This is a genomic window from Sphingomonas sp. IC4-52 (assembly GCF_020707225.1).
GTDB lineage: Bacteria > Pseudomonadota > Alphaproteobacteria > Sphingomonadales > Sphingomonadaceae > Sphingomonas.
On the sequence record NZ_JAJFEU010000003.1, the window covers coordinates 252,813 to 276,117 of the forward strand.

A 23,305-nucleotide genomic window follows, 5' to 3' on the forward strand; every position below is an offset into this window, starting at 1 on the left:
CGGGCGCTTCACCACTCGCCCCAGCCCTGTCGCTCCTGCAGGTGCTCGGTGATCCGCCGCCGGGTCGCGGGGGACGTGCCGGGCGGCAGCTGGTCACATGCGAACCAACCCACTTCAGCGATCTCGCGGGGATCTGCGATTGTGATCGCGTCCGGATCGGCGACATCGCACAGGAAGACGACCACATGGTCGTCCTTCCCCTCCACCCGGTTGTGGTACACGCCGTGGACCCGGCGGAGCGTCACCTCGGCAAGCCCCACCTCTTCCAGCAACTCGCGCCGGATCGCGGCCTCGGCGCTCTCGCGCTTGTCGACGCCGCCGCCCGGCAGATACCAGCCGGCGACATATTGATGTCGCACCAGGGCAATTCGGCCGGCGGGGTCGACGAGAAGGGCACGCACGCCAAACGTACGCGGTTGCACCAGCTTCCAATACAGCCGCATGGCACGCCCGGCGATCCGATAGCGCCAGGCAACCACGGTCAGGCGCCGATGGAAACGCTCAGGAAGGCCGGGATCGGGCCGTTCCAACCCTCGTCGGAGCCGCCCTCGACCGGGTCGCGGCGTCGACGATGATCATCCCGTTCGCGTCCGCGATCGCCATCGGCGCTCCGCTCACGCTCACGCCGCGGCGCGCGCTCTTCCGGCTTGGCTCGCCGCGGCCGCTCCGGCTTGGGCTCTTCCGCGACGGTGATCTCGCGCCGGTCGATCTTCTGACCGGTAAGCTTCTCGATATTCTCGATATTCTCGGCGTCGTCTGGCGCGACCAGCGTGTAGGCAATCCCGGTGGCGCCGCCGCGGCCGGTGCGACCGATACGGTGCACGTAATCGTCCGGATGCCAGGGCGCATCGAAGTTGAAGACGTGGCTCACACCCTTGATGTCGAGCCCACGTGCCGCGACGTCCGACGCGACCAGAATGTTGATCTCGCCCTTCTTGAACCGGTCAAGTTCGGCAAGCCGCGCCGGCTGTTCCATGTCGCCGTGGATTTCGCCCGCCGCGAAACCGTGCTTCTTCAGGCTCTTGTTGAGCTCTCGTACCGTGGTCTTCCGGTTGCAGAAGATGATAGCGGTGCTGACCGCTTCCTCACGCAGCAGGTGCCGCAACGTCTGGCGCTTCTCGAACGCCTGCCCCTTCACCGGCACCACCCACTGGGCGATGTTGATGTTGGTGGTGGCTGGCCGTGCTACCTCGATGGTCTTGGGATTGCTGAGGAATTTGTCAGCGAGCTTCTTGATCGGCGGCGGCATGGTCGCCGAGAACAGCAGCGTCTGCCGCTGCTTGGGCAGCTTCGTGCAGATTTCCTCGATGTCGGGAATGAACCCCATGTCGAGCATGCGATCCGCTTCGTCGATCACCAGCATGCTGCAGCCGTTGAGCAGGATCTTGCCGCGGCTGAACAGGTCCATGAGGCGTCCGGGCGTCGCGATCAGGACGTCCACCCCCTTTTCCAGCGCCTTGACCTGGTCGCCCATCTGAACGCCGCCGATCAGCAGCGCCATGGATAGCTTGTGATACTTGCCGTAGATCTCGAAGTTCTCGGCGACCTGGGCGGCCAGTTCGCGCGTGGGCTCCAGGATCAGGCTTCGCGGCATCAGTGCGCGGGCACGGCCATGCGCGAGGATGTCGATCATCGGCAGCACGAACGATGCCGTCTTGCCCGTTCCCGTTTGCGCAATCCCGATGATGTCCCGCATCATCAGCACGCTCGGAATGGCGGAGGCCTGGATCGGCGTCGGGTCCGTGTAGCCGGTGTCGCCAACGGCGCGGAGGAGTTCTTCTGAAAGGCCGAGGTCGGCGAAGCTCATGGCAATCCTGAAAAGAAGGCGCGTCGATGCGGCCCTTTTACGAGCCGGGCGAGACGCGATTGCGCCTCTGTTGTCAAGGTAAACGGCACTTCAAGCCGCTTTTTGCGACTATTTCTTCTCTACAAGGGTGCGGAAACGCGCAATTTCGCATCTTCCGCCAGATCGTGTGCGCAAGGCGTCGCGGCGTGCGCAGACCATCCCGTCCTTGGACCGCTTTACATAAAAGCCGCTGTAGAAGTTCAAGGAAGGGCAATCATCGTCCAACTTCGCGCGCAGCCGGCGCCCGTCGGTCGCGATCAGATCCACGTCGCCTTTGGGTGAAATGATCGCGCTGGCCAGCACGTTGGCTGGCACGCACTTGGGCGCCTTCTTCTCTTCCCACACGACCGGGGATGCTTGCTGGCGGCGTGATGCCACAGGCAAGCGCGGGATCCGGATCACGATCCGCTCCCGGACGGAAAGCTGCGCATAACGGACCTCCGGCTCGCTGGCGGAGATCGCAAGCGGCGCGGCAAGCAGCAGCGGAAGGATCGGGCGGGCGGACTTGTGCATCGTCAGAGACGCCCGCGCTGCCCCGAACAATTTGAACCGTTGATGAATTGCGGCAATCATGTGGCGATGACTCCGCAACAGATCCGCCTGCTGAACTCGCTTGCACCGCGCCTTTCGGCGCGCGCCATCGTCACGGATCGGGACGCGATTGCACCGTGGGAGACGGATTGGCGCGGCCGCTGGCATGGCCATGCGCCGATCCTGTTCGAACCCGCGACGGTGGCGGAGGTGCAATCAATCGTCGCGGGTGCGACCAGCGAGGGCGTGCCGCTCGTGGCGCAGGGGGGCAACACGTCGATGGTGGGTGGCGCCACGCCGCCTGAATCCGGTGAATCCGTCATCCTCTCACTGCGGCGGCTCAACCGCATACGATCGATTGATCGCGACGGAGGTCTCGCCATTGCCGAGGCGGGCGTGATCCTGTCCGATTTGCACGACGCAGTCGCGGCGGAGGAGCGCCGCTTTCCACTGACGCTGGGCAGTCGCGGCTCGGCAACGATCGGGGGGCTGGTCTCCACCAATGCGGGTGGCACGCAGGTGCTGCGCTGGGGAACGATGCGCGGCCTCGTTGCCGGCGTCGAGGCGGTTCTCAGCGACGGCAGCCTTTATGAAGGTTTGGCTGCGCTTAAGAAGGACAACCGCGGCTATGACTTGAACCAGCTTCTGATCGGCGCAGAAGGAACCCTGGGGATCATCACCGCGGCCACGCTCCGCCTGGCGCCGGCGATCACCGCGCGCGCGGTGGCCTGGATCGGCCTCGCCACACCTGAGGCCGCGCTACAGCTTCTGCGTCGCTTCGAGGCAGCGGGCAATGCGGTGGAAAGCTTCGAATTGCTTCCGTCGGAATCCCTCCAGGCCGTGCTCACGCACATCCCGGGAACGCGCGCGCCGCTAGCGGGCGCCCACCCCTGGCACGTGCTGGTGGAGGCGGTGGCAAGCGACCCTGCCGCTCCTGCCCCTGCCGCCTTTGTCGAGCACGTCCTCCAATCCGCCATCGGGGACGGCATCGTTGCCGACGCAGCGATCGCCGCCAACGAGGCGCAGGCTGACGCATTCTGGCGCATCCGCGATTCGATCTCGGATGCGGAGCGCGCCACTGGGCCTGCCGCGCAGCACGACATTTCGGTTCCGGTCGAAGCCATGCCCCGCTTCCTCATCGAGGCTGCCGCTGCTTGCGACGCCCGTTTTCCCGGCACCCGCGCCAGCGGCTTCGGGCATCTGGGCGACGGTAACGTGCACTTTCACGTCCGCGCCCCCGCCGGCGCCGATCGCACCCGGTGGCTTGCCGAAGAAGCACCCATTGTGACGCGATTTGTCGATGATCTTGTCGTTGCGGCCGGCGGCTCGATCTCCGCAGAGCATGGCATCGGCCAGATGAAGCTTCACGAGCTGGAGCGGCTCTCTCCGCCGCCGCGAATGGCTGCGTTGCGCGCGATCAAAGGTGCACTCGATCCCGCCGGTATCTTCAATCCCGGCAAACTCGTCACGCTTGCGCCAAGCGCCGCGGACGAATAGTGCGCGCGGGTTCGGGCGGCGGGCGCCGCTCCTTGTCCGTATCTGGAGAGATTTGATGGCCAGCGCGCCGCAGCAGCAACTTCCGCTTTTCTACAACGGCCTTGAGCCGCTCTCTAGCGAGTTGCACGCCGACTATAAGATCCGCCCTGCCCAGTCGGCGCCGTTTCTGGCGACCCAGCATGCGATTCCGATCACCATCGACGAATTTGCGCTGGTGCAGCGTTACATGCCGATCGTCTTTTCGGCCGGCGAGGATTCGGTGCCAATCGCGCTGATGGGCCTGAACGAGGGCGTGAACGTCTTCGTCGATGCCGATGGCAAGCTGGTCGAGGATAATTTCTACGTCCCCGCTTACATCCGCCGCTATCCCTATCTGCTGGCGCGTCTGCGTCCGGACGCGCAGGAGCTCTCGCTCTGCTTCGATCCGACGTCGGACACGATCGGCCAGTTCGACGAGGGTCAGCCGCTGTTCGAGAACGGTCAGCCGAGCGAAGTCACCAAGAACATTCTCGCCTTCAACGAACAGTTCGAGCAGGCCGGCGCCCGTACCGCCCAGTTCATGAACGAGCTGCGTGAGACCGAGCTTCTGATGGACGGCGAAGTCTCGATCCAGCACGAGGGCTATGAACAGCCGTTCGTGTATCGCGGCTTCCAGATGATCAACGAAGAGAAGCTTCAGGATCTGCGCGGCGATCAGCTGCGCAAGATGACCAAGAGCGGCATGCTCCCGCTGCTCTATGCCCACCTCTTCTCGCTGTCGCTGATGCGCGAAGTGTTCGCGCGCCAGGTCAGCCTCGGCAAGATGCCGCAGCCGACGCTCAGCGCCTGACGGCGTCCTAAACAACATCATGGTCAGCGAGGGCGCCACTCCGGCATCGGACGGAGTGGCGCCCTTCTGCTGTGTTGGCTGCCGCCCGTTTTTCGGCTCGTGGGATCGGGGTGCCGACGTCCTCGGGTGAGCTCCCGCGACGGCTTGTCGACGAAAATTCTCGCTTTCCCGTCCAAGGGTTGAAACCACCCGCCGGTACATTACGTTATGCAGGTACGGTTTCCGTGTCCCCCCTTTCGCGGAACCGTATGGCACACCTCACGGTGTGTCTCCTCCCTGAACCTTGGCCACCTCGGGCCTCGCCCGAGGTGGTTTTTTTATTCCGCGGCAAGCGCCGTGGACTGGTCCAGCGCTTCTTCCTCCAGCCCGTCGATGATGTTTCGCACGAGGGCGGCGATATGGCCGAAGCCGGTGCCCGGACGATCAAGGCGCCCGTCCAGATAGAGCGACCGATCGATCTCGAGCTGAATGGCGTGAATATGCTGCCGCGGATTGCCGTGGCGCTCCAGGATATAGCCGCCGGCATAAGGCACGTTCAGGCTGTACTCGTGCTGCCTGGCCGCAATCGCCGCCTCCATCCGCCGGACAAAGCGATGCGACGCGGATCGCCCGAAGCGGTCGCCGATGACAATGCGCGTGCGGCTGCCAGCGATGGGCGGCATGGAATGAATATCCAGCAGGACCGCAACGCCGAACCTTGCCTTTGCCGCCGTCAGGGCCGCCGCCAGTGCCTCATGATACGGCCGATGCACCGACGCGATGCGGGCGACGACTTCATCACCCTCCAGACGCCGCCGCCACAACTCGCCCGAGGCGGTCGTACGGCGCGGCACAAGGCCAAGGCCGCTGCGGACCTTGGCACTTAGGTGCCCGGCCGGTGCGCCGTCATCCAATCGCGGATCGCGATCATGCTCCGCACGATTAAGGTCGATCCATGCCCGGGCCACCCGTTGGACGATCGCTGTCTCGTCCCGCCGGGCGGCCAGCGCGAGCTGATCCACGAATCGGTCCTCCAGAACCGTCAGCGCGGTCAGCGGTACCCTAAGGGCATCGTGCAGCGGCAGCGGATAGTCCCGCCCGGCGTGCGGCACCGACAGCACCACCGGGCTGGCTGGAGGCAGCTCGCCGACCGCGTCAAAGGACAATTGCATCGCCCATCAGCCTATGGAGTAAGTCCCCCTGTCGCAATGCGATACAGCAATCACCGTCATCGGCTGGAAAACGTTAAAGGATTTCCGCATATGCTGGTGGCTGATCGCAAGGACCCACGAATGATCCGAATCTTGCTGGCGGAGGACGACCAGGTGATGCGCGAGTATCTCGCGCGCGCGCTGGAGAAGTCCGGCTATGCGGTGACTGCTGTTGACCGTGGAACGGCCGCCCTGCCCCTGATCGAAGAGGAAGAGTTCGATCTTCTGCTGACGGATATCGTCATGCCGGAGATGGACGGGATCGAACTTGCGCAGCGCGCTGGCGAACTGCGTCCCAAGCTGCGCGTCATGTTCATCACCGGCTTTGCCGCCGTGACGCTGAAGGCCGGCAAGGCAATGCCCCAGGCGCGCGTGCTCTCCAAGCCGTTCCACCTGCGCGACCTCGTGATGGAAGTGGATCGCATGTTCGAGATCGGAGAATTTCAGGAATTACACTAAACGGGCTTGCGCCGGTTCCGCAGCCCGGCTAATGGCGCCGCTCCCGGAGGGCGTGTAGCTCAGTGGTAGAGCACTGTGTTGACATCGCAGGGGTCGCAAGTTCAATCCTTGCCACGCCCACCATCTAAAGCCCCACCATCCCAACGGGCTGGTGGGGTTTTTGATTTGGGGTTTTCGTGGAAGCCATTGAGCACGCCGTGATGCTCGGCAGGTCACCAGTGCGCGAGCGTGTGATGGGCGGATGCAGCCGATCCCGGGTGCCCTTGGCGCTCACAGTCCCCGCAAGGCACCTCTGAGGGAAGAGGGGCACCCAAGACCCATCAGGGCGCCTGGACCAGCCCTTGGCGCACGCCTTGCGCCAGCTGCGCCCGCAATGACGCGAGCGCCGCCTCGCTCAGCCGTGGCCGCTCGGCGACGGGCTTGCCCTTGCGCAGTCGCGCGCGCTCCTTTTCAGGCGGATCGACGCGCCGCACCCGGACGGCCGCCACCCCTGCGCCCCGCATTCCAAGCTGCTCCGCCGCCCCCCGGGAGAGATCGAGGATCCGCCCGCGCGCGAAAGGCCCGCGGTCATTGATCCTCACCAGGATCGTACGGCCGGTGTCCAGCGCGGTCACTTCGACATAGGTCGGCAGCGGGAGCGTGGTGTGCGCTCCCGTGATCCATTTGGGGCGGAACCGTTCGCCCAGAGCCACTCGGTTGCCGCTTTCCGCACCGTACCAGCTGGCATATCCCAGCACGTCAAAGTCCGGGTCTGCCGCAGGGCGGTATGTCACCCCTCGAATGGTATAGGGCTTTCCGACCACCACAGGGGTGTCGCTCACGGGTCGGTATCGGGCCGTGCTGCAGCCAGCGAGCGCCAGTGCCCCGCTCACCAGCATGACCGCTCGGCCGCCCCTTATGCCTGGAATGATCATGCGCTTCTGGTAGCGTTCCGGCGTGTGGAGCGGAACCGGCCGTACTGCGAGACGCAGCGAGAAAGCGGGCGAACGGAAATCCACGTCGCGCAGGTTGATCCGTTAACCGGAGACGGTGAAAAGACGGTGGGCGCGACAGCGCATCACAACGCTGCCAACCCCGCCAAGCACGCAAATTGCGGCAAGAACAACAGGGATGAGGCGATCAAGCGTTTACGCCTGAGCGCTGATCATCGTGGCTGACCGAGGCGGAATCTCACCGCGCGAGGTATGTGATCAATCATTCGGGAGCGGCGATGATGACGGAAGAGGATCAGCTGGATCTCTATCATCGGGAACGCGCCATTGCGGAGCGTCGCGCCGCCAAGCGGGCTCAAGACACGCGCGCGCAGGCGGCGCATCTCGGGCTCGCCCAACAGCACGAACTCGCGCAGGCGATCGCATGGCATCGCGCAGACCTCGGCACTGGCCGCAACCCCTCGTGAGACGATAGTCACGCGCCGGAGCTTGCCCGCGGTCGGCCGCCAGGCGTCGACCGCTGCATAGGGCGGATCGAGCGCTCGTGCCGGGAAGCCCTGGAAGCCCGCGCACCTCAGCGCCGGCCCTAACAAAACGAGCGCCAATCGATGCCCGCGGAGGAGCCGCCCGGCAAATCGCGGAAATGATGAGCGCCGGCTGCGAACAGGGGCCGGTCGGAAATAAAGAAGGGGCGACGCTGCCGTCAGCGCCGCCCCTTCTTTTTACTTCGCTGGTAACTTCACGAGCAGCGGAGCCGGGCGCCCTGACCCGGCGAACCCCGGGCCAGCGCAGGCCCGCTCAGAGCTTCTCAGTCAGCTCCGGAACCACCTTGAACAGGTCGCCGACCAGGCCGATGTCGGCGACCTGGAAGATCGGCGCATCCTCGTCCTTGTTGATGGCGATGATGGTCTTGGAATCCTTCATGCCGGCAAGGTGCTGGATCGCGCCGGAAATGCCGACTGCGATATACACTTCCGGAGCGACGATCTTGCCGGTCTGGCCGACCTGATAGTCGTTCGGCACGAAGCCGGCGTCCACCGCCGCGCGGCTGGCGCCAACGCCGGCGCCGAGCTTGTCGGCCAGCGGCTCGATGATCTTGGAGAAGTTCTCGCCATTCTGAAGCGCGCGGCCACCCGAGACGATGATCTTCGCGCTGGCGAGTTCCGGACGTGCGCTCTTGGCGATTTCCGAGCTTTCGTAGGTGGACAGGCCCTTATCGCCCGTCGACGCAACCGCCTCGACAGTGCCCGAGCCACCCTCTGCCGCCGCCTTTTCGAAGGCAGTGGTGCGGACGGTCAGAACCTTCTTCGCGTCCGACGTCTGCACGGTCGCGATCGCATTGCCGGCATAGATCGGGCGGGTGAAGGTGTCCTCGCTCTCAACCGAGAGCACTTCGGAGATCTGCATCACGTCCAGCAGCGCAGCGACGCGCGGCGCGATGTTCTTGGCCGAGGTGGTGGCCGGCGCGACGAACGCGTCGTGATGGCCCATCAGCTCGACGACCAGCGGCGCGACGTTTTCGGCCAGCGCATGCGCATAGGCGTCGTCGTCAGCGACGTGGACCTTGCCCACGCCAGCGATCTTGGCGGCTGCCTGTGCCACGCCGTCGACACCCTTGCCGGCGACCAGCAGGTGAACTTCGCCCAGCTTCGACGCGGCGGTCACCGCGGCGAGCGTGGCATCCTTGACGGTCGAACCGTCGTGCTCGACCCAAACCAGAGTCTTCATCTTGAACCTCTTTCCTCTCCCCGTCGGGGCCGCGTCCACGCGGCACCCGGAACGGGATCAGTGACCGGCGTTGCGCTTACTTGGCGACGCCCATCGCCTTGAGCTTCATCACCAGCTCGTCGACATCGGCGACCTTGACGCCCGCCTGGCGCTTGCCCGGCTCGACGACCTTCAGCGTCTTAACGCGTGGGCTCGTGTCGACGCCGTAATCGGCGGCGGTCTTCGTCGCGAGCGGCTTCGACTTTGCCTTCATGATGTTCGGCAGCGAGGCGTAGCGCGGCTCGTTCAGGCGAAGATCGGTGGTGACGATCGCCGGCAGCTTGAAGTTGTCGGTTTCGAGACCACCATCGACTTCGCGGGTAACCTTGACGGTCTCGCCCGACACTTCGACCTTGGACGCGAACGTGCCCTGGCCCCAGCCGAGCAGGCCGGCGAGCATCTGGCCGGTCTGGTTGTTGTCGTCGTCGATCGCCTGCTTGCCCAGGATGATGAGCTGCGGCTGTTCCTCGGCGGCAACCGCCTTCAGGATCTTCGCGACGGCGAGCGGCTCGACCTTGTCGTCAGAGGTGACGAGGATCGCGCGATCCGCACCCATGGCAAGCGCGGTACGCAGCGTTTCCTGCGCCTTCGCCTCGCCGATCGACACCACCACGATCTCGGTTGCCACGCCCTTTTCCTTCAGGCGGATGGCTTCCTCGACCGCGATCTCGTCGAACGGGTTCATGCTCATCTTGACGTTGGCCAGATCGACCCCCGTCCCGTCCGCCTTCACGCGGGGCTTCACGTTATAGTCAAGCACGCGCTTGACCGGCACCAGAACCTTCATTCCACTCTCCCAAGCGTCACCCCGGCCAGCGCCGGGGTCTCCCGGTTGCGTCGCGCTCCATGTCGGGGAGATGCCGGCCGGAGCCGGCATGACGATGGAGAACGATCAGTCGAAACTTACGCCGCCTTCTTCACCTCGGCGACGATCTTCTGCGCGGCATCGCCCAGATCGTTCGCGGGAACGATGGCGAGGCCGGAATTCGCGAGGATTTCCTTGCCCTTCTCGACATTGGTACCCTCGAGCCGAACGACAAGCGGCACCGACAGATTAACTTCCTTCGCCGCGGCAACGATGCCCTCGGCGATGATGTCGCACTTCATGATCCCGCCAAAGATGTTGACGAGGATGCCCTTCACGTTCGGATCGGCAAGGATGATCTTGAACGCCGCGGTGACCTTCTCCTTCGAAGCGCCGCCACCGACGTCGAGGAAGTTCGCCGGGAACATGCCGTTCAGCTTGATGATGTCCATCGTCGCCATGGCGAGGCCGGCGCCGTTCACCATGCAGCCGATGTCGCCATCGAGCTTGATGTAGGCGAGGTCGTACTTCGACGCTTCCAGCTCGGCCGGATCTTCCTCGGTCTCATCGCGCAGTTCGGCGAGATCCTTGTGGCGGAACATGGCGTTGCCGTCGAAGCCGACCTTGGCGTCGAGCACCATCAGCTTGTTGTCGTCGGTCACCGCCAGCGGGTTGATTTCGATCTGCGCCGCATCAGTGCCGAGGAAGGCGTCATAGACCTTCCCTGCGAGGCTCTGCGCCTGCTTGGCGAGGTCGCCGGTGAGGCCCAGCGCATTCGCGACGGCGCGGCCATGGTGCGGCTGAAAACCGGTCGCGGGGTCGACCGAGAAGGTGTGGATCTTCTCCGGCGTGTCATGCGCGACGGTCTCGATGTCCATGCCACCCTCGGTCGACACAACAAAGGCGACGCGGCCGGTCGCGCGATCGACGAGCAGGGCCAGGTAGAATTCCTTGGCGATATCAACGCCGTCGGTGACGTACAGGCGATTGACCTGCTTGCCGGCATCACCCGTCTGGATCGTCACCAGCGTGTTGCCGAGCATCTCGGTCGCGGCATGGCGAACCTCGTCCTCGGTCTTGGCGAGGCGGACGCCACCCTTGGCCTCCGCCGGCAGTTCCTTGAACTTGCCCTTGCCGCGCCCGCCAGCGTGGATCTGTGCCTTCACGACGTACAGCGGCCCCGGCAGCTTCTTGGAGGCTTCAATCGCTTCCTCGACGCTCATTGCCGCATAGCCCGCGGGAACGGGCACGCCGAACTTCGCCAGCAGTTCCTTGGCCTGATATTCATGAATGTTCATGCCGGGGCTCGCCTTACAAAACCGAAAACAGTGGGCCTTAAGCACAGGGGGGCCGCTGAATCCAGCCTTCGCGTGCGCTTTGTCGAAGGCAATACGATGCCGCTGCCACAACTATCTTTGCACTTGCGTCGCAATTTCAACAAGGGCGTTCAGGACAGCGCCCTAGCGCCGGTTGCCGCTTTGTTCTATATCATCCGGCGTGATCTCGCTCCCCTACCCGGCGCTTCATGCGAGCCATACCGGCATCTGGATCGCGCACGGCGGGGAAGTGCGAGCGGTTTCCAGGGGAGAGGCGATCCGCGCCGCTGCGGACACGCCGATGATCATGATGAATGCGCCGCTGGTCGGCCAGCGGCTGGGCTATGCCGACCTTTCCGGCCTTGATCTGCTGGAACTGTTCGCCTTTCTCCGCCCGGCGAGCTTCATGGTGCCGACGCCAAAGGGGCTCGCTGCTGCCACCGGCTTGGAGCTGCCGGCGGATGATGGCGCGGTTGCCCCGTTTCTCCTCGCCGCGACTCAGCCGCTCCTTGCCATCCCTGAAGGTGACTGGCGCGAGCGCGAGGGCGCATGGAGTGCAGCCCAGTCGCTGTTCCGCCTGCGCTGGTCGTGGGCACCGTTGCTGGTCGATCGCCTGCGCAAGCCCGCGCGGGACGAACGCTGGCTGTTCTCGAAGCTGCCCGAATGGGATGAAGCGGCGCCCCGGCCCGCGCCGCGCACGGTCACACTTGCCGCCGACGCCACGCAGCAAGCGCTGGCTGACCTTGTCGGCCCCGGCGCCGAGACTCGGCCCGGCCAGCGCGCCTTTGCTCAGGCAGCCGCCGGCGCCTTCGCGCCGCGCCCTGCGCGCGACGCGCCCAATCTCGTGCTCGCCGAAGCGGGGACCGGGATCGGCAAGACCCTCGGCTATCTCGCGCCGGCCAGCCTCTGGTCGGATGCCGCGGGCGGCGCGGTGTGGGTCTCCACCTATACCAAGGCGCTGCAACGTCAGCTCAGCCGTGAAACGCGGCGGATCTATCCCGACGAGGCCGTCCGCCGTCGCAAGGTCGTGACCCGCAAGGGTCGTGAGAACTACCTGTGCCTTCTTAATCTCGAGGATGCGCTGCAGGGTGGCTTTGCCGGGCGGGCCGCGATCCTGGCTCACCTCGTGGCGCGCTGGGCGGCCTATACCGCGGATGGCGATATGGTTGGCGGGGACTTGCCCGGCTGGCTCACCACATTGTTCCGGCGCAACGGGTCGACGGCGCTCACCGATCGCCGCGGCGAATGCGTCTATGCCGGCTGCCCGCACTATCGGAAATGCTTCATCGAGCGCGCCGCACGCGCTTCTGCGGAAGCGGACATCGTCATCGCCAATCATGCGCTGGTGATGGTCAATGCGGCGCGTGGGCGTGAACTGGCGACTCGTCCGACCCGTTACGTGTTCGACGAGGGGCATCATCTGTTCGATGCCGCCGACTCGATGTTCGCCACCGCGCTTACCGGGCAGGAAACCATCGAGCTGCGCCGGTGGATCATCGGGCCGGAGGCGGGCAGCCGGGGTCGACGTCGCGGCCTTGCTGCGCGCCTCTCCGATGTCGCAAGCTATGACGAGGCCGGCGCGCAGGCGATCTCCGATGCGGTAAAGGCCGCGCAAGGCCTCGCCGCCGATGGCTGGCTGCAACGATTGGCCGAGGGCGCACCGTTCGGGCCGATCGAAACGCTGCTCGCGAGCGTTCGCGGCCTCACCTATGCGCGTGCCGAGGGGGCAGAAGATGCCGGCTACGGGCTGGAAACAGAGCTCGCCGAGCCGTCGCCGGAGCTGATCGAGGCGGCGGGCCCCGCTGCGGAGGCGTTGGACGCGCTGTACCGGCCGCTGGTTGCTTTGGGGAAAAGGCTGGAGGCCGTGCTGGCGGATGCGCCGGATTGGCTCGATGGCGCGGCCCGTGCGCGGGTGGAGGGCGCCATTGCCTCGCTTGGCTGGCGTGCGGAGATCGTTGCCGCGTGGCTGTCGCTGATCGCTCGCATCGGCGGCCCGGCAAGCGCGGACTTCGTTGACTGGCTCGCTGTGGATCGCGTCGAGGGCCGCGAGTTCGACATCGGGCTGCACCGCCGCTGGCTCGATCCGACGCGCCCCTTTGCCGAAATCGTGCTGAAGCCATCGCATGGCGCGCTCGTCACCTCTGCCACCCTCACCGCCGGCGGCACTTGGGAAACGGCGGAGGCCCGCGTGGGCGCGCCGCATCTCGCGCGCCCTGCCGTCCGCTTCCAGGCCGAAAGCCCGTTCGACTATGCCGCGCGGGCCGAGGTGCTGGTGGTGACAGACGTGAAGCGCGGCGACGTGCCGGCGCTGGCGGGCGCCTATGCCCGGCTGATCGAGGCGGCAGGGGGCGGCACCCTTGGGTTGTTCACCGCCATTCGCCGACTTCGTGGAGTCCATGCCCGCATTGCCGATCGGCTCGCCCGCGCCGGGCTCCCGCTGCTGGCACAGCATGTCGATCCGATCGACACCGGCACGCTGGTCGACATCTTCCGGGATGATCCCCACGCCTCGCTGCTGGGCACCGACGCGCTGCGCGACGGGGTGGACGTCCCCGGTCATTCGCTGCGGCTCGTCGTGATGGAAGGTGTGCCATGGCCAAAGCCGACGGTCCTTCACGCCGCCCGGCGCCTCGCCAACGGTGGCAGCGCCTATGACGATCGCATCGTCCGGGCCCGCATGGCGCAAGCCTTCGGGCGGCTGATCCGATCGGCGGAGGATCGCGGCGTCTTTGTTCTTCTGTCGGCGGCAACGCCCTCGCGCCTGCTCGAAGCATTCCCTCCGGGTGTGCCAATCGCGCGCGTTCCGCTGGATGAGGCGATCGCGCGAGTCGCATCCCGGCTTTCCTCGCGCGCAACCTTCGGGCATGAGGCGGCTCCCGCACCCTGACGGAGATCAAGCTTGAAGACGTTGACGCTGCTGCGCCACGCCAAATCGGGCTGGGATGATACTGTCGCGCGCGATTTCGACCGGCCGCTCAATGCGAAGGGTCGAAAGGCGGCACAGGTCGTCGGCGCCCACCTGCGTCGGCTCGGACTGCGCTACGACCATATCGTTGCCTCCCCGGCAGAGCGCGTCGTCCAGACGATTGCCGAGGTCGCCGCCGGCTATGGCGCGGCAATCGAGCCCGCCTGGGACAAGCGGCTGTACCTTGCTTCATCCGCCACCCTGCTGGACGTCGCCCGCGAATCGCCGGCTGACGCCGGGCACCTGCTGATGATCGGGCACAATCCGGGCCTCGAGGATTTCGTTCTCTTGCTGATGGGCGGCGGTGATCCGTCGCTGGTTCGCGAGGCCGAGCTGAAATATCCCACCGCTACCGTCGCGGAGCTGACCTTCGACGTCGATGACTGGGCAAGCATCGCCCCTGCCTCGGGCACGCTGACGCGGTTCATTCGCCCGCGTGATCTCGATCCCTCGCTGGGGCCGAGCGAGGAGTAGGATCCGGCTCATCACCGGGTCGGGCCCGCCCGCTGCGCTCGGGCGTTCAGCGCCGCATGAACGATACGGCGCCGACACGATTTCCCCTGCACCTCCAGATGCTGGCCGGTTTCGCCATCGGCCTGATCGGCGGCCTGATCGTGAAGCTCACCGCTGGCGACGCCAGCTGGGTGGAGAGCATCACCACCTATGTCACCGGCCCGATCGGGCAGATCTTCCTTCGCCTCCTGTTCATGCTGGTCATCCCGCTGCTCTTCGCGGCGCTCGTCACCGGCGTGGCGGAGATGGGGGACATTGCCGCGCTGCGCAGGGTCGGTGTCCGCACGCTGATCTTCACGATCATCCTGTCGGGCCTGTCGGTCGCGATCGGTCTGGCGCTGGTCAATCTGCTGCGTCCGGGCGAGGGCGTGGATCCAGCGATGGCGCGCGAGTTCGTGGCGCAGGCGGGCGAAGGCGCCGCCTCGATCGTCCAGAAATCGCGCGAGGCGCCCGGCGCGCTTGATTCGGTGCTCGGCATCATCCCCGCCAACGTGATCCGCGCCGCGGCGGACGATGACATTTTGGCGGTGATGTTCTTCGCCCTCGCCTTTGGCATCGGCATCGTACTTGCGCGTTCGGAAAAGACCGAAGGGCTGCAAAATGCGATCGAGGGCCTGCTTGAGGTGACGATGACGCTGATCGGCTATGTCATCCGTCTCGCCCCGATTGCCGTCGCCTGCTTCATGTTCAACCTGGCCGCGCTGTTCGGGGCGGATATCCTGGTGCGGCTCGGCGCCTACATGGCCACCGTATTGGGTGCGCTGCTGATCCAGCTCATCATCGTCTATTCGCTGGGCGTATGGCTCGCCGCCGGCATGAGCCCGCTCGCCTTCTTCCGCGGCAGTCAGGAGGCGATGGTGATGGCCTTCTCCACCGCGTCGTCGAACGCGACCCTGCCGACCAGCTTGCGAATCGCGGAAAGCGAGCTCGGGCTGCCCCGCCGCGTCGCCCGCTTCGTTCTCACCATCGGCGCGACCGCGAACCAGAACGGCACCGCGATTTTCGAAGGCGTGACTGTCATCTTCCTCGCACAGTTCTTCGGGGTTGAGCTCGGGCTCCTGCAGCAGCTCACCGTGATGCTCGTCTGCATCCTGGGCGGGGTCGGCACGGCCGGTGTGCCCGCGGGATCGCTGCCGGTGGTGGCGATCATCCTTGGCATGGTCGGGGTGCCGCCAACCGCCATCGGCCTGGTGCTTGGGGTCGACCGGCTGCTCGACATGTGCCGCACCGCCCTGAACGTCACCGGCGATCTCGCCATCGCTACCATGGTTGCCGGTCGGGACCACCCGCCCGCACCGGCAACCCGAAGCGCTTAGCCGCCGGCGTCAGCCCTCGCGCGTCACCGCCCCTGCGCCCGCCACTTCTGGATGGTGCGGTGGATGATCTCGTCCTCATGCCCGACGTCGCGCCACAATTGCGAGAAGACGGGATCAGCCGAGGCAGGGCGCTTCGCCTCTTCCAGTCGGTCGAAGGCGACTCGGATCGGAATCGCCACGCCTTCGCCGCAGATGATGCATTCCTGATTGCGCAGCGCGGGGATGGAGTCGAGGAAGCCGCGCGCACCCTCCGGCATCGCCGCCCGCACGAAGGCCTGGTCGCGATCGTTGTTCAGCCGCATGGCAATGATCGTACCGCATTGCGACAGCACGCCTTCCGCCAGGTCGGACGGCCGCTGCGTGATCAACCCCAGCGACACGCCGTATTTACGCCCTTCCTTGGCGATCCGGCTCAGGATGCGGCCCACCGAAGAGCCATCTTCGCTGCGTGGAATGTAGCGATGCGCTTCCTCGCAGACGAGCAGGATCGGCCGCTGCGGCTCGTTGCGTGACCAGATCGCAAAGTCGAACACCATGCGGCTGAGCACCGCGACGACCACGGACGTGATCTCGTTCGGCACGCCCGACACGTCGATGATCGAGATCGGGCGCCCATCGCCCGGCAGGCGAAAGACGCGACGGATGAAGTCTCCCATCGTATCCGCCACCAGCATGCCCGAGAACATGAAGCTGTAGCGCGGATCGGCCCGGATCTCGTCGATCTTGGTCTTGAGCCGCAGATAGGGCGCCGTGTTGGACGCCTTGTCCATCTTGCCCATTTCCAGCTGGATCAGGTTCGTCAGGTCGCTGAGCAGATACGGGACTGGCGCATCCACCGTCAGCTTGGGGATCTCGCTGCCAACGCGGCTCTTGCCGCGGGCGGCGAGCAGGCATTTGGCCAGGATGTCCGCGTCGACCTGCCGCTCTGCCCCCTGCGTGGTCAGGAACACTTCGCAATGTTCCTCGAAGTTCATCAGCCAGTACGGCATCTGAAGGTTCGAAACGTCATAGATCGCCCCGTTGGTACGGAACGCCGCGGCATATTCCCCATGGGGATCAATCATCACCACATGGCCTTGCGGCGCCAGCTCGCAGATCCGGTGCAGGATCAGCGCAGCCGACGTCGACTTGCCAGTGCCGGTGGAGCCGAGCAGCGCGAAATGCTTGCCCAGCATCGCATCGACATACAAAGCGGCGCGAATATCATTGGCGGGATAGACGCTGCCGATCTCCACATGGGCACGTCCCTCCGCGGCATAGACCTGCCGCAGGTCAGCACTGGAAATGGGGTAAACCTCAGCGCCGGGCGTCGGATAGCGAGTCACGCCGCGCCGGAACTGGTATAATTTGCCCGTCAGTTTCTCTTCATCGCCCTCGCCCAGGAAGTCGATGGAGGCGACGATCCGACCGGTGTTGAAATCCTCGAGCCGCAGCGATCGGATGTTGGCGATCAGCCAGGACGCACCGACCCTCACCTTGATCTGCCCGCCCACCTGGCCACCGCTGGCGATTACCGGGTCAGCATGGCCGGCAAGCCCCGCAAGCGCTGCGGAATCGAACAGGACCTGGCTGGACGAACCGGCGATTTCCACCACAACGCCGATCGGTTCCAGGTCGATCGGCCGGCGCGCCTGCGCAGCAGCAATCGCCTGCTCGAACGCCTGCGGCGTCGGCATTTCACTCATGGTGGGTTCCTGCGGCCTTTCCCATCCCCTCTGGTTTAGAGCCGAAGCGTAAACAGACGGTGATTGGCGATTTGGCCGGTCTTTCGGTGAGTTACACGCGCTGCGCGAGCCGGCCGGCGCCCCAGCCCAGCAGAACGGACATGGCAACCGCGACCAGCCCGTAAGGGATGGCGTTGCGCTCCGCCGCGCGCGCGACATAGCGTTCGAAGCCGGCCTTCTCGACGGTGATTTCGCGGACCGCCGCCGCCAGCACCTTGCCGTCGCGGATCAGGAACGTCTCTGCGGTAAACTGCCCCACCGGGACGCGTGCGGGAATGCTGACGCGGGCGCGGTACAGCACGCCTTCGGTGATCTCCACCGCACCGGGCGCTTCGACGTAAAGCCCGGCCCGGCGCCGCAGGTCCACCAGGCCGCGCGCGAACCGGTCCTGCACGGTCGGCGCCGCGGACGAGGCTGGCGAAAGCTGAAGGCTGTCCAGCCCCAGTTCGTAGATTGCACGGGTACGATCATCGACGATCCGCTTGATCGGCCGCGACGAGGCGATCGCGTAGAAACTGGGCGCCGAACGATAGCGCAGCGCCTGCGCGTTCACCCACACGCCGGCCAGTTTTTCCTTCTCGCGAACCGTGATCGACTGGACCGGCCCCTTCACCACCACGACCAGATCGGTCGCATGTTCGTCATCCGGCAGTTTGCCGCCGGGATAAAGGATCGCCCCGAACAACAGGAGCTCGGCACCGGTAAAGCTATAGGCGATACGGATTTCGCGCTGCGACACATCGGGCACCAGCACCGGCTTCGCCTGGGCGAGCAGCAACGGGGCCGCCAGGATCAACGCGATCCGCTTCACGACAGCTCGATCGAGTAGATTTCGTCGGGTCGCCAGCCCAGCCCCAGCGCGATGCGCCCCGCCACCAGCAGCACCATCAGCGCCAGTGCCAGCCGCAGATATTCCGGCCGGGCCTTTGCCGCGAAGCGAGCCCCGACCTGTGCGCCGATCACCGAGCCGATCAGCAGCAGCCCGGCCAGCACGATGTCCACCGCCTTGGTCGTCACGGCATGCACCATGGTGGCGGCGGCGGTAACGAACAGGATCTGAAACAGCGAGGTACCCACCACCACCTGCGTGGCCATGCCCAAAAGGTAGATCATCGCCGGCACCAGCACGAACCCGCCACCCACGCCCAGCAGGATGGTGAGAATGCCGGTCCCGAAGCCCAGCAACAGCGGCGCGAGCGGCGAGATATACAGGCCCGAGCGGTAGAATCGCATCCTGAACGGCAGCGAGGCGACGAGCGGGTGGTGCCGCCGGCGCCGTGGCGGCGCGGCCCGCCGCCCGCGGGTGACGGCTACCGCTTCCAGCGATTCCTTCAGCATCAGCCCGCCGATGGACGCGAGCAGCAGGACGTAGGTGATTGCGATCGCCGTATCGATCTGGCCGGACGCTTGCAGCAGGCGGAACAGCCACGCACCGAACAGCGAACCCAGCACGCCGCCGATCACCATCACCCCGCCCATCTTCACGTCGACACCGCCGCGTCGGTAATAGGCAGACACGCCTGAGATACTCGCGCCGGTCACCTGGCTGGCGGCCGAGGCGGCCGCCACCGTGGGCGGGATGCCGTACACGATCAGCAGCGGGGTGGTGAGAAAGCCGCCGCCGACGCCGAACATGCCGGACAGGAGCCCGACTCCACCGCCCAGGGCGATGATCACGAGCGCGTTGACCGAAAGGTTCGCGATCGGGAGGTACAGATCCATTCCCCTCCCGATATGCCGATCGGGCGCGGCGCGGAAGCGCTTGCGGTCAGAAATCGGTGCCGATCGACAAGGCAGGTCCGGAGGCCGGCGCTGCCCGGCCGGCCAGCCGCTGCCGCCATTCGAGCGACAGCCGCAGGCTCACCTTCGCAATCGGCAGCACGGCGCTCGCGGTCGGCCCGGCGTCGAGTCGCGCCGCCCCCCGCTGCGCACCGCCCCACGCGCCGATCCCAAGTTCCAATCGAGCGGCGCCGACTTGCGCGACGGTGCGGGACAGGCGCACCGCGCCATCGGCGAAGCCCTCGGCGCCATCGCGGGCGATCACGCCGGCCTGGGCATAGCCGTCCAGCATCATCGGCCCGGCCACGCTGGTCGGCCCGAATCCGCCGATGAGCCCGACCGAGGGTCCGCCGCGCGCCTGCTCGATGCCGACGCGCTGTTCGGCGATCACGTGCACCGGCAAGCGCGTCGGCTGCCAGTCCAGCCCGATCGCCGCTTCCCGCTGTCGGCCGCGAAGCGCCGTGGAGAACCGGCCCGCCACCGCCAGCCGAGCCTCGGGATCAAGCGCATAGGTCATCCGTACACCGGCCTGGCTCCCGCCCAGCTGCGGCACGAACGGGGCAGTCTCGCCACCGCGCACGATCATCCAGCCGCTTCCGCGAAGGCGCGACCCAGCAGATGGTCGAGCAAGCGGCGCTCCCGGTATCGCGGACGGCGGGCTAGCGTGAGGTACGAAACCGGTGTTGCCCGGCCGTGGTCCCGCTTGCACGCCCACGGCGTCATGGAGCGCACTCGCGGCTTGCGAAGTCCTTGCCGCGCTCGGCCGAACAGGCGTGGTATGGAATGTCGGCCAAGGTCGCTGCGCCCTGTGCCGACCAACGGCCACGCGCGATCCATCCAGACGCGACAACGCCACGGGGCGGCGCGTCGGACTGCGCTGGTCCGCCACTTTGCCGGAGTGCCCCGGACGCTCGACCACGGCCGAAGGTCTCAGCCTCTCGGCCGCCCGGATCGAGTCGTCGACTGGCCACAACTGAAACACGCGCATTCCCACCCAGAGCGCGAGAAGGCTCACCAGGAACCGAAGCGGCCGGCCGCTCCCGCTCACAGCGGCGTCGCCTCGCCTGGAAAGACATGGGTCGTCTTGTCCCAGTGCGGCGGCGCACCCGTCAGCAGCCGGGCATATTGGCCCGCTGCTCGGATTGCGGCGAACATCGCGATCAGATTGCCGATCACCGCGCGCGGCAGCGACCAGAGCGCCTCCCGCCACCCATAAGCGCGCCCCGTGGATGCTGCCCGCCAGGCAAGCCGCCACACCAGCAAGCCGGCATTGACGTTGAGGATCGCCTGCAGCCCTCGATCAACGGGAGGCGTCGGCAGGCCCGTGGCAAGATGAACCACCGCCGACAGTCCCCAACCGACCGACGCCAGATAAGCGGCGGCAAGCACGATCACGGCAATCGGCGCACGCCGGTCGCGCATCCGCATCCAATGGTCTGCAAGGTGCGTCGCGCGCGCCCAGCCGATCCGGTCCCAGCCGGCGAGCGCAATGCCCGTCATCCAGCGGCCCTTCTGCCGAACGGCGGCCGTCAAGGTCGACGGGAAGAAGGCGCGAACCGCCACCAGCTCTCCGTCGACATCCTCCACCCGCGCGAAGCACGCCGCATAGCCGAGCGCTCCCGCGCGCAGGCCCAGCTCATAATCCTCGGTCAGGCTGTTCTGATCGAACGGAGCACCATGGGCATCGGCAAGCGCTTCCAACACCTCAACGGCTATCGCGCAGCCGACCCCGGACAGCGGAAGGCCGGCCCCCAATGCGGCGCGCAGCACCATCTGGCGCCCGTGCGAATCGGCGAACTCATCGGCGTAATGGCCCGACACCAGCCGCGCCTCCCGATCGATCAACGGCAGCACTGGGATCTGCACCAGCGGGTGCTGGTCGATCAGTGCATCGAAAACGCGCAGCTCGGCGGGATGCACGACATCTTCGGCATCATGGAGGACCACCGCACGCGTCCGCTCGCCCGACGCGACGTCATCGCGCCGCATCGCACGCCACATCGTGTTGAGATTGTCCGCCTTGGTCGTTGGCCCCGGCCGCGACCCGATCACCGGGCACACCCTTGGATCGCGTTCCGCCACGGCCACGACCGCGTCGATGGTCGCCCGGTCATTGGGATAGCAGCCGACGTAGATGCGAAAGTGCGGTTGCGCGTATCGGGCGAGTGCCGTTCGCAGCATGGCGCCGATTACCAACGCCTCGTCCCACACCGGTACGAAGATCGCCAGCCCGCCAGGCTGTTCGGCGGCAGGCGCGGGCAGGCTGCTGATCGGCCGCCGCGTGGTGCCATGGCGCAGCCGGTGCGACAGCCACGCAAGGTCGACAACCAGATCGCCGATCCCGCCGACCAGAAAGCCGACAGCCGCAAACAACGTAAGCTCGCGCACAAGTGCGTCGAGCCCCGTCAAGACGAGTCCCCCCATTGCCAACCAGCCCCCCGATCCGGCGCGGCCAACCTTCCTTATCGAAAGGTGTCGAACAATGTTTTACGGACTAACCTGAGTTAAGCGTTCAATTTGGTTTCGGTCGGGCGAACCAAATTGGGACATGCGCGTTCGGCCGCTTAGTCCCACCCCCTTTCGGGACTAGTGCCGGAACCCAAGCCAGGCACCGGCCGCGTCGTGTGTAGCAGCGGCGCGGCCGCTCTGGTCGGCACATAACGGGCCGGGCGATCACTCGCCCGGCCCGCTTTTCACTGGTTACCAGTAGAAGTTGCGGATCACGTCCAGCACGATGCCGCGACGGTAATCGACGAGCACGACGTCGTTATAGTGGCGGATCCAGCGCGCATTCGCACGGGCCGGGGGCAGACGGTAACGCCACGGGTCGCTGATCCAGTAACGCTGGCCGTAATAGGTCGGCGCAATGCGTACACCCGGTCGCCAGCTGTTGTAACGGAACGGCGCCCGCCAGTTGCCGCGCGAATACAGCGCCCGGTTCTGCGAACGATAAGATTGCCAGTCGTTCCGACCCCAGCGGCGCTCGCGATCGCGCAGGTCCTCGCGGTATTCGCGGCGGGCATCGCGCAGTTCGCGGCGCTCCTCACGGACATCGCGCCAATCGCCGCGGCGCTGCGCCTCACGAACGTCGCGGCGCTCCTCGCGGATTTCCTGCCGGTCACGGCGCAGTTCGCCATAGGATTGGGCCGTGGCGACGCCCGGGATCACTGTGGCTGCCATCAGCGCGGAAATGATCAAGTTACGCATGATCTGAAACCTCCATCCATGTGGCACGACACCGAACCGGACGCCGCACCGTGAGTGGAGATATGCCCCGATTCGCCTGAACCGCCGGGGAATGCATCAGTCAGCCAGCAGAAAGGATCGTGACGTAGGCGTCACGTCCCTTCGCCAGTGAGTTTTGCGCTTACGGGCGGGTTCCGCCCGCGCCGCCGCCCGCCCCTGCCGCGCCAACGGTGCCGATATTGCCGAACAGATCGGCAAAGAAGCCGCGCTCGCGTCCCAGCGTCGGCGTGGTGCGCTTCGCCGGGCTGATCGAGGCGACCTGCTCCGCGCCCCATTTGCGGATCGCGGAAACATTGCCGGCCTGATCGAAACTGATCTGAACCGTCACCTGCTCGCGCACCTTGGGAGTGTTGAACGCATAGTTGCGGCTGTCGCGCGACACATAATACCAATCGCCCTGATTGAACTGGGCCGCGAAGCTCGGCTGGCCGAGCGTCGCCAGTACCGACTGGCGGGTATCAACCCCCGGCTGCACGGCATTCAGCAGGTCCGCGTCGACGATATAGCCCTGATGCGAGCGCAGCGGCGCGCAGGCCGACGCGGCAACCGCCATGGCCGCAGCGATCAGGAGGGGAAAACGCATGGCTACT

22 protein-coding genes and 1 tRNA gene are annotated in these 23,305 nt (G+C 66.0%); 8 read left to right on the plus strand and 15 right to left on the minus strand.

The features are described from left to right. Window positions 1–8: 8 nt before the first annotated feature. From LK535_RS10160 to LK535_RS10170, 3 genes are all read right to left on the minus strand, one after another. Window positions 9–479, minus strand: coding sequence for an NUDIX domain-containing protein (locus tag LK535_RS10160; protein WP_227771788.1), 471 nt, complete (start codon window positions 477–479; stop codon window positions 9–11). Between the two features lie 2 nt (window positions 480–481). After that, a complete protein-coding gene (locus LK535_RS10165; protein ID WP_227771789.1) occupies window positions 482–1,807 on the minus strand; it encodes a DEAD/DEAH box helicase in 1,326 nt (441 codons plus the stop codon). Window positions 1,808–1,915: 108 nt separating this feature from the next. Further along, on the minus strand, window positions 1,916–2,359 hold the full coding sequence (locus tag LK535_RS10170; protein WP_227771790.1) for a hypothetical protein: 444 nt from the start codon (window positions 2,357–2,359) through the stop codon (window positions 1,916–1,918). 66 nt (window positions 2,360–2,425) lie between these two features. Between LK535_RS10170 and LK535_RS10175 the strand changes: the two genes are divergently transcribed. Together LK535_RS10175 and LK535_RS10180 are read left to right on the plus strand one after the other, a co-directional pair. Beyond that, complete coding sequence (locus LK535_RS10175; RefSeq protein WP_227771791.1) at window positions 2,426–3,874, plus strand: FAD-binding oxidoreductase; 1,449 nt, start codon at window positions 2,426–2,428, stop codon at window positions 3,872–3,874. 55 nt (window positions 3,875–3,929) lie between these two features. Beyond that, window positions 3,930–4,703, plus strand: coding sequence for a SapC family protein (locus tag LK535_RS10180; RefSeq protein ID WP_227771792.1), 774 nt, complete (start codon window positions 3,930–3,932; stop codon window positions 4,701–4,703). A 317-nt stretch (window positions 4,704–5,020) separates the two neighbouring features. Here the strand turns inward: LK535_RS10180 and LK535_RS10185 are convergent, their stop codons facing one another. Then, a complete protein-coding gene (locus LK535_RS10185) occupies window positions 5,021–5,854 on the minus strand; it encodes an N-formylglutamate amidohydrolase (RefSeq protein WP_227771793.1) in 834 nt (277 codons plus the stop codon). A 120-nt stretch (window positions 5,855–5,974) separates the two neighbouring features. Here LK535_RS10185 and cpdR point away from each other — a divergent pair, with 120 nt between their 5' ends. Next, on the plus strand, window positions 5,975–6,352 hold the full coding sequence (gene cpdR / locus LK535_RS10190) for a cell cycle two-component system response regulator CpdR (RefSeq protein ID WP_227771794.1): 378 nt from the start codon (window positions 5,975–5,977) through the stop codon (window positions 6,350–6,352). 48 nt (window positions 6,353–6,400) lie between these two features. Next, a tRNA-Val gene (locus LK535_RS10195) sits at window positions 6,401–6,475 on the plus strand. A 197-nt stretch (window positions 6,476–6,672) separates the two neighbouring features. Here LK535_RS10195 and LK535_RS10200 read toward each other — a convergent pair. Then, window positions 6,673–7,230, minus strand: coding sequence for a septal ring lytic transglycosylase RlpA family protein (locus LK535_RS10200; RefSeq protein WP_227771925.1), 558 nt, complete (start codon window positions 7,228–7,230; stop codon window positions 6,673–6,675). Between the two features lie 335 nt (window positions 7,231–7,565). Here LK535_RS10200 and LK535_RS10205 point away from each other — a divergent pair, with 335 nt between their 5' ends. After that, window positions 7,566–7,751 (plus strand): hypothetical protein, encoded by a 186-nt coding sequence (locus LK535_RS10205; RefSeq protein ID WP_227771795.1) that lies wholly within the window; start codon window positions 7,566–7,568, stop codon window positions 7,749–7,751. Between the two features lie 331 nt (window positions 7,752–8,082). On the opposite strand, the gene LK535_RS10210 is transcribed toward LK535_RS10205, so the two are convergent. The 3 genes from LK535_RS10210 to sucC form a co-directional block, all read right to left on the minus strand. Then, window positions 8,083–9,012 carry an electron transfer flavoprotein subunit alpha/FixB family protein gene (locus LK535_RS10210; RefSeq protein WP_227771796.1) on the minus strand — a complete coding sequence of 310 codons (930 nt, stop codon included), beginning with the start codon at window positions 9,010–9,012 and terminating at the stop codon, window positions 8,083–8,085. A gap of 76 nt (window positions 9,013–9,088) precedes the next feature. Further along, window positions 9,089–9,838: an electron transfer flavoprotein subunit beta/FixA family protein gene (locus LK535_RS10215; protein ID WP_227771797.1), complete on the minus strand. Its 750-nt coding sequence runs from the start codon at window positions 9,836–9,838 to the stop codon at window positions 9,089–9,091. A gap of 116 nt (window positions 9,839–9,954) precedes the next feature. Continuing rightward, window positions 9,955–11,154, minus strand: a complete 1,200-nt coding sequence (gene sucC / locus LK535_RS10220; protein WP_227771798.1) for an ADP-forming succinate--CoA ligase subunit beta — start codon at window positions 11,152–11,154, stop codon at window positions 9,955–9,957. A gap of 199 nt (window positions 11,155–11,353) precedes the next feature. Between sucC and LK535_RS10225 the strand changes: the two genes are divergently transcribed. Genes LK535_RS10225 through LK535_RS10235 form a run of 3 tightly spaced genes read left to right on the plus strand, consistent with a single transcriptional unit; the run spans window position 11,354 to window position 15,966 of the window. Beyond that, complete coding sequence (locus LK535_RS10225) at window positions 11,354–14,059, plus strand: ATP-dependent DNA helicase (protein ID WP_227771799.1); 2,706 nt, start codon at window positions 11,354–11,356, stop codon at window positions 14,057–14,059. A 12-nt stretch (window positions 14,060–14,071) separates the two neighbouring features. Next, entirely contained in the window at window positions 14,072–14,611 is a 540-nt protein-coding gene (locus LK535_RS10230) for a SixA phosphatase family protein (RefSeq protein WP_227771800.1), read from the plus strand. A gap of 56 nt (window positions 14,612–14,667) precedes the next feature. Then, entirely contained in the window at window positions 14,668–15,966 is a 1,299-nt protein-coding gene (locus LK535_RS10235) for a dicarboxylate/amino acid:cation symporter (protein ID WP_227771801.1), read from the plus strand. Window positions 15,967–15,989: 23 nt separating this feature from the next. Here LK535_RS10235 and LK535_RS10240 read toward each other — a convergent pair whose 3' ends face one another. From LK535_RS10240 to LK535_RS10270, 7 genes are all read right to left on the minus strand, one after another. Further along, window positions 15,990–17,651 carry an ATP-binding protein gene (locus LK535_RS10240; protein ID WP_227771802.1) on the minus strand — a complete coding sequence of 554 codons (1,662 nt, stop codon included), beginning with the start codon at window positions 17,649–17,651 and terminating at the stop codon, window positions 15,990–15,992. Between the two features lie 91 nt (window positions 17,652–17,742). After that, window positions 17,743–18,501, minus strand: coding sequence for a TIGR02186 family protein (locus tag LK535_RS10245; protein WP_227771803.1), 759 nt, complete (start codon window positions 18,499–18,501; stop codon window positions 17,743–17,745). Then, entirely contained in the window at window positions 18,498–19,412 is a 915-nt protein-coding gene (locus LK535_RS10250) for a sulfite exporter TauE/SafE family protein (protein WP_227771804.1), read from the minus strand. The genes LK535_RS10245 and LK535_RS10250 overlap by 4 nt, the downstream gene beginning before the upstream one ends. A gap of 46 nt (window positions 19,413–19,458) precedes the next feature. Continuing rightward, entirely contained in the window at window positions 19,459–20,055 is a 597-nt protein-coding gene (locus LK535_RS10255) for a hypothetical protein (RefSeq protein ID WP_227771805.1), read from the minus strand. A gap of 458 nt (window positions 20,056–20,513) precedes the next feature. Beyond that, window positions 20,514–21,893 (minus strand): glycosyl transferase family protein, encoded by a 1,380-nt coding sequence (locus LK535_RS10260; RefSeq protein ID WP_227771806.1) that lies wholly within the window; start codon window positions 21,891–21,893, stop codon window positions 20,514–20,516. A 276-nt stretch (window positions 21,894–22,169) separates the two neighbouring features. After that, complete coding sequence (locus tag LK535_RS10265) at window positions 22,170–22,676, minus strand: RcnB family protein (protein WP_227771807.1); 507 nt, start codon at window positions 22,674–22,676, stop codon at window positions 22,170–22,172. Window positions 22,677–22,836: 160 nt separating this feature from the next. Beyond that, entirely contained in the window at window positions 22,837–23,298 is a 462-nt protein-coding gene (locus LK535_RS10270) for an outer membrane protein assembly factor BamE (RefSeq protein WP_227771808.1), read from the minus strand. Between the last annotated feature and the right edge of the window lie 7 nt (window positions 23,299–23,305).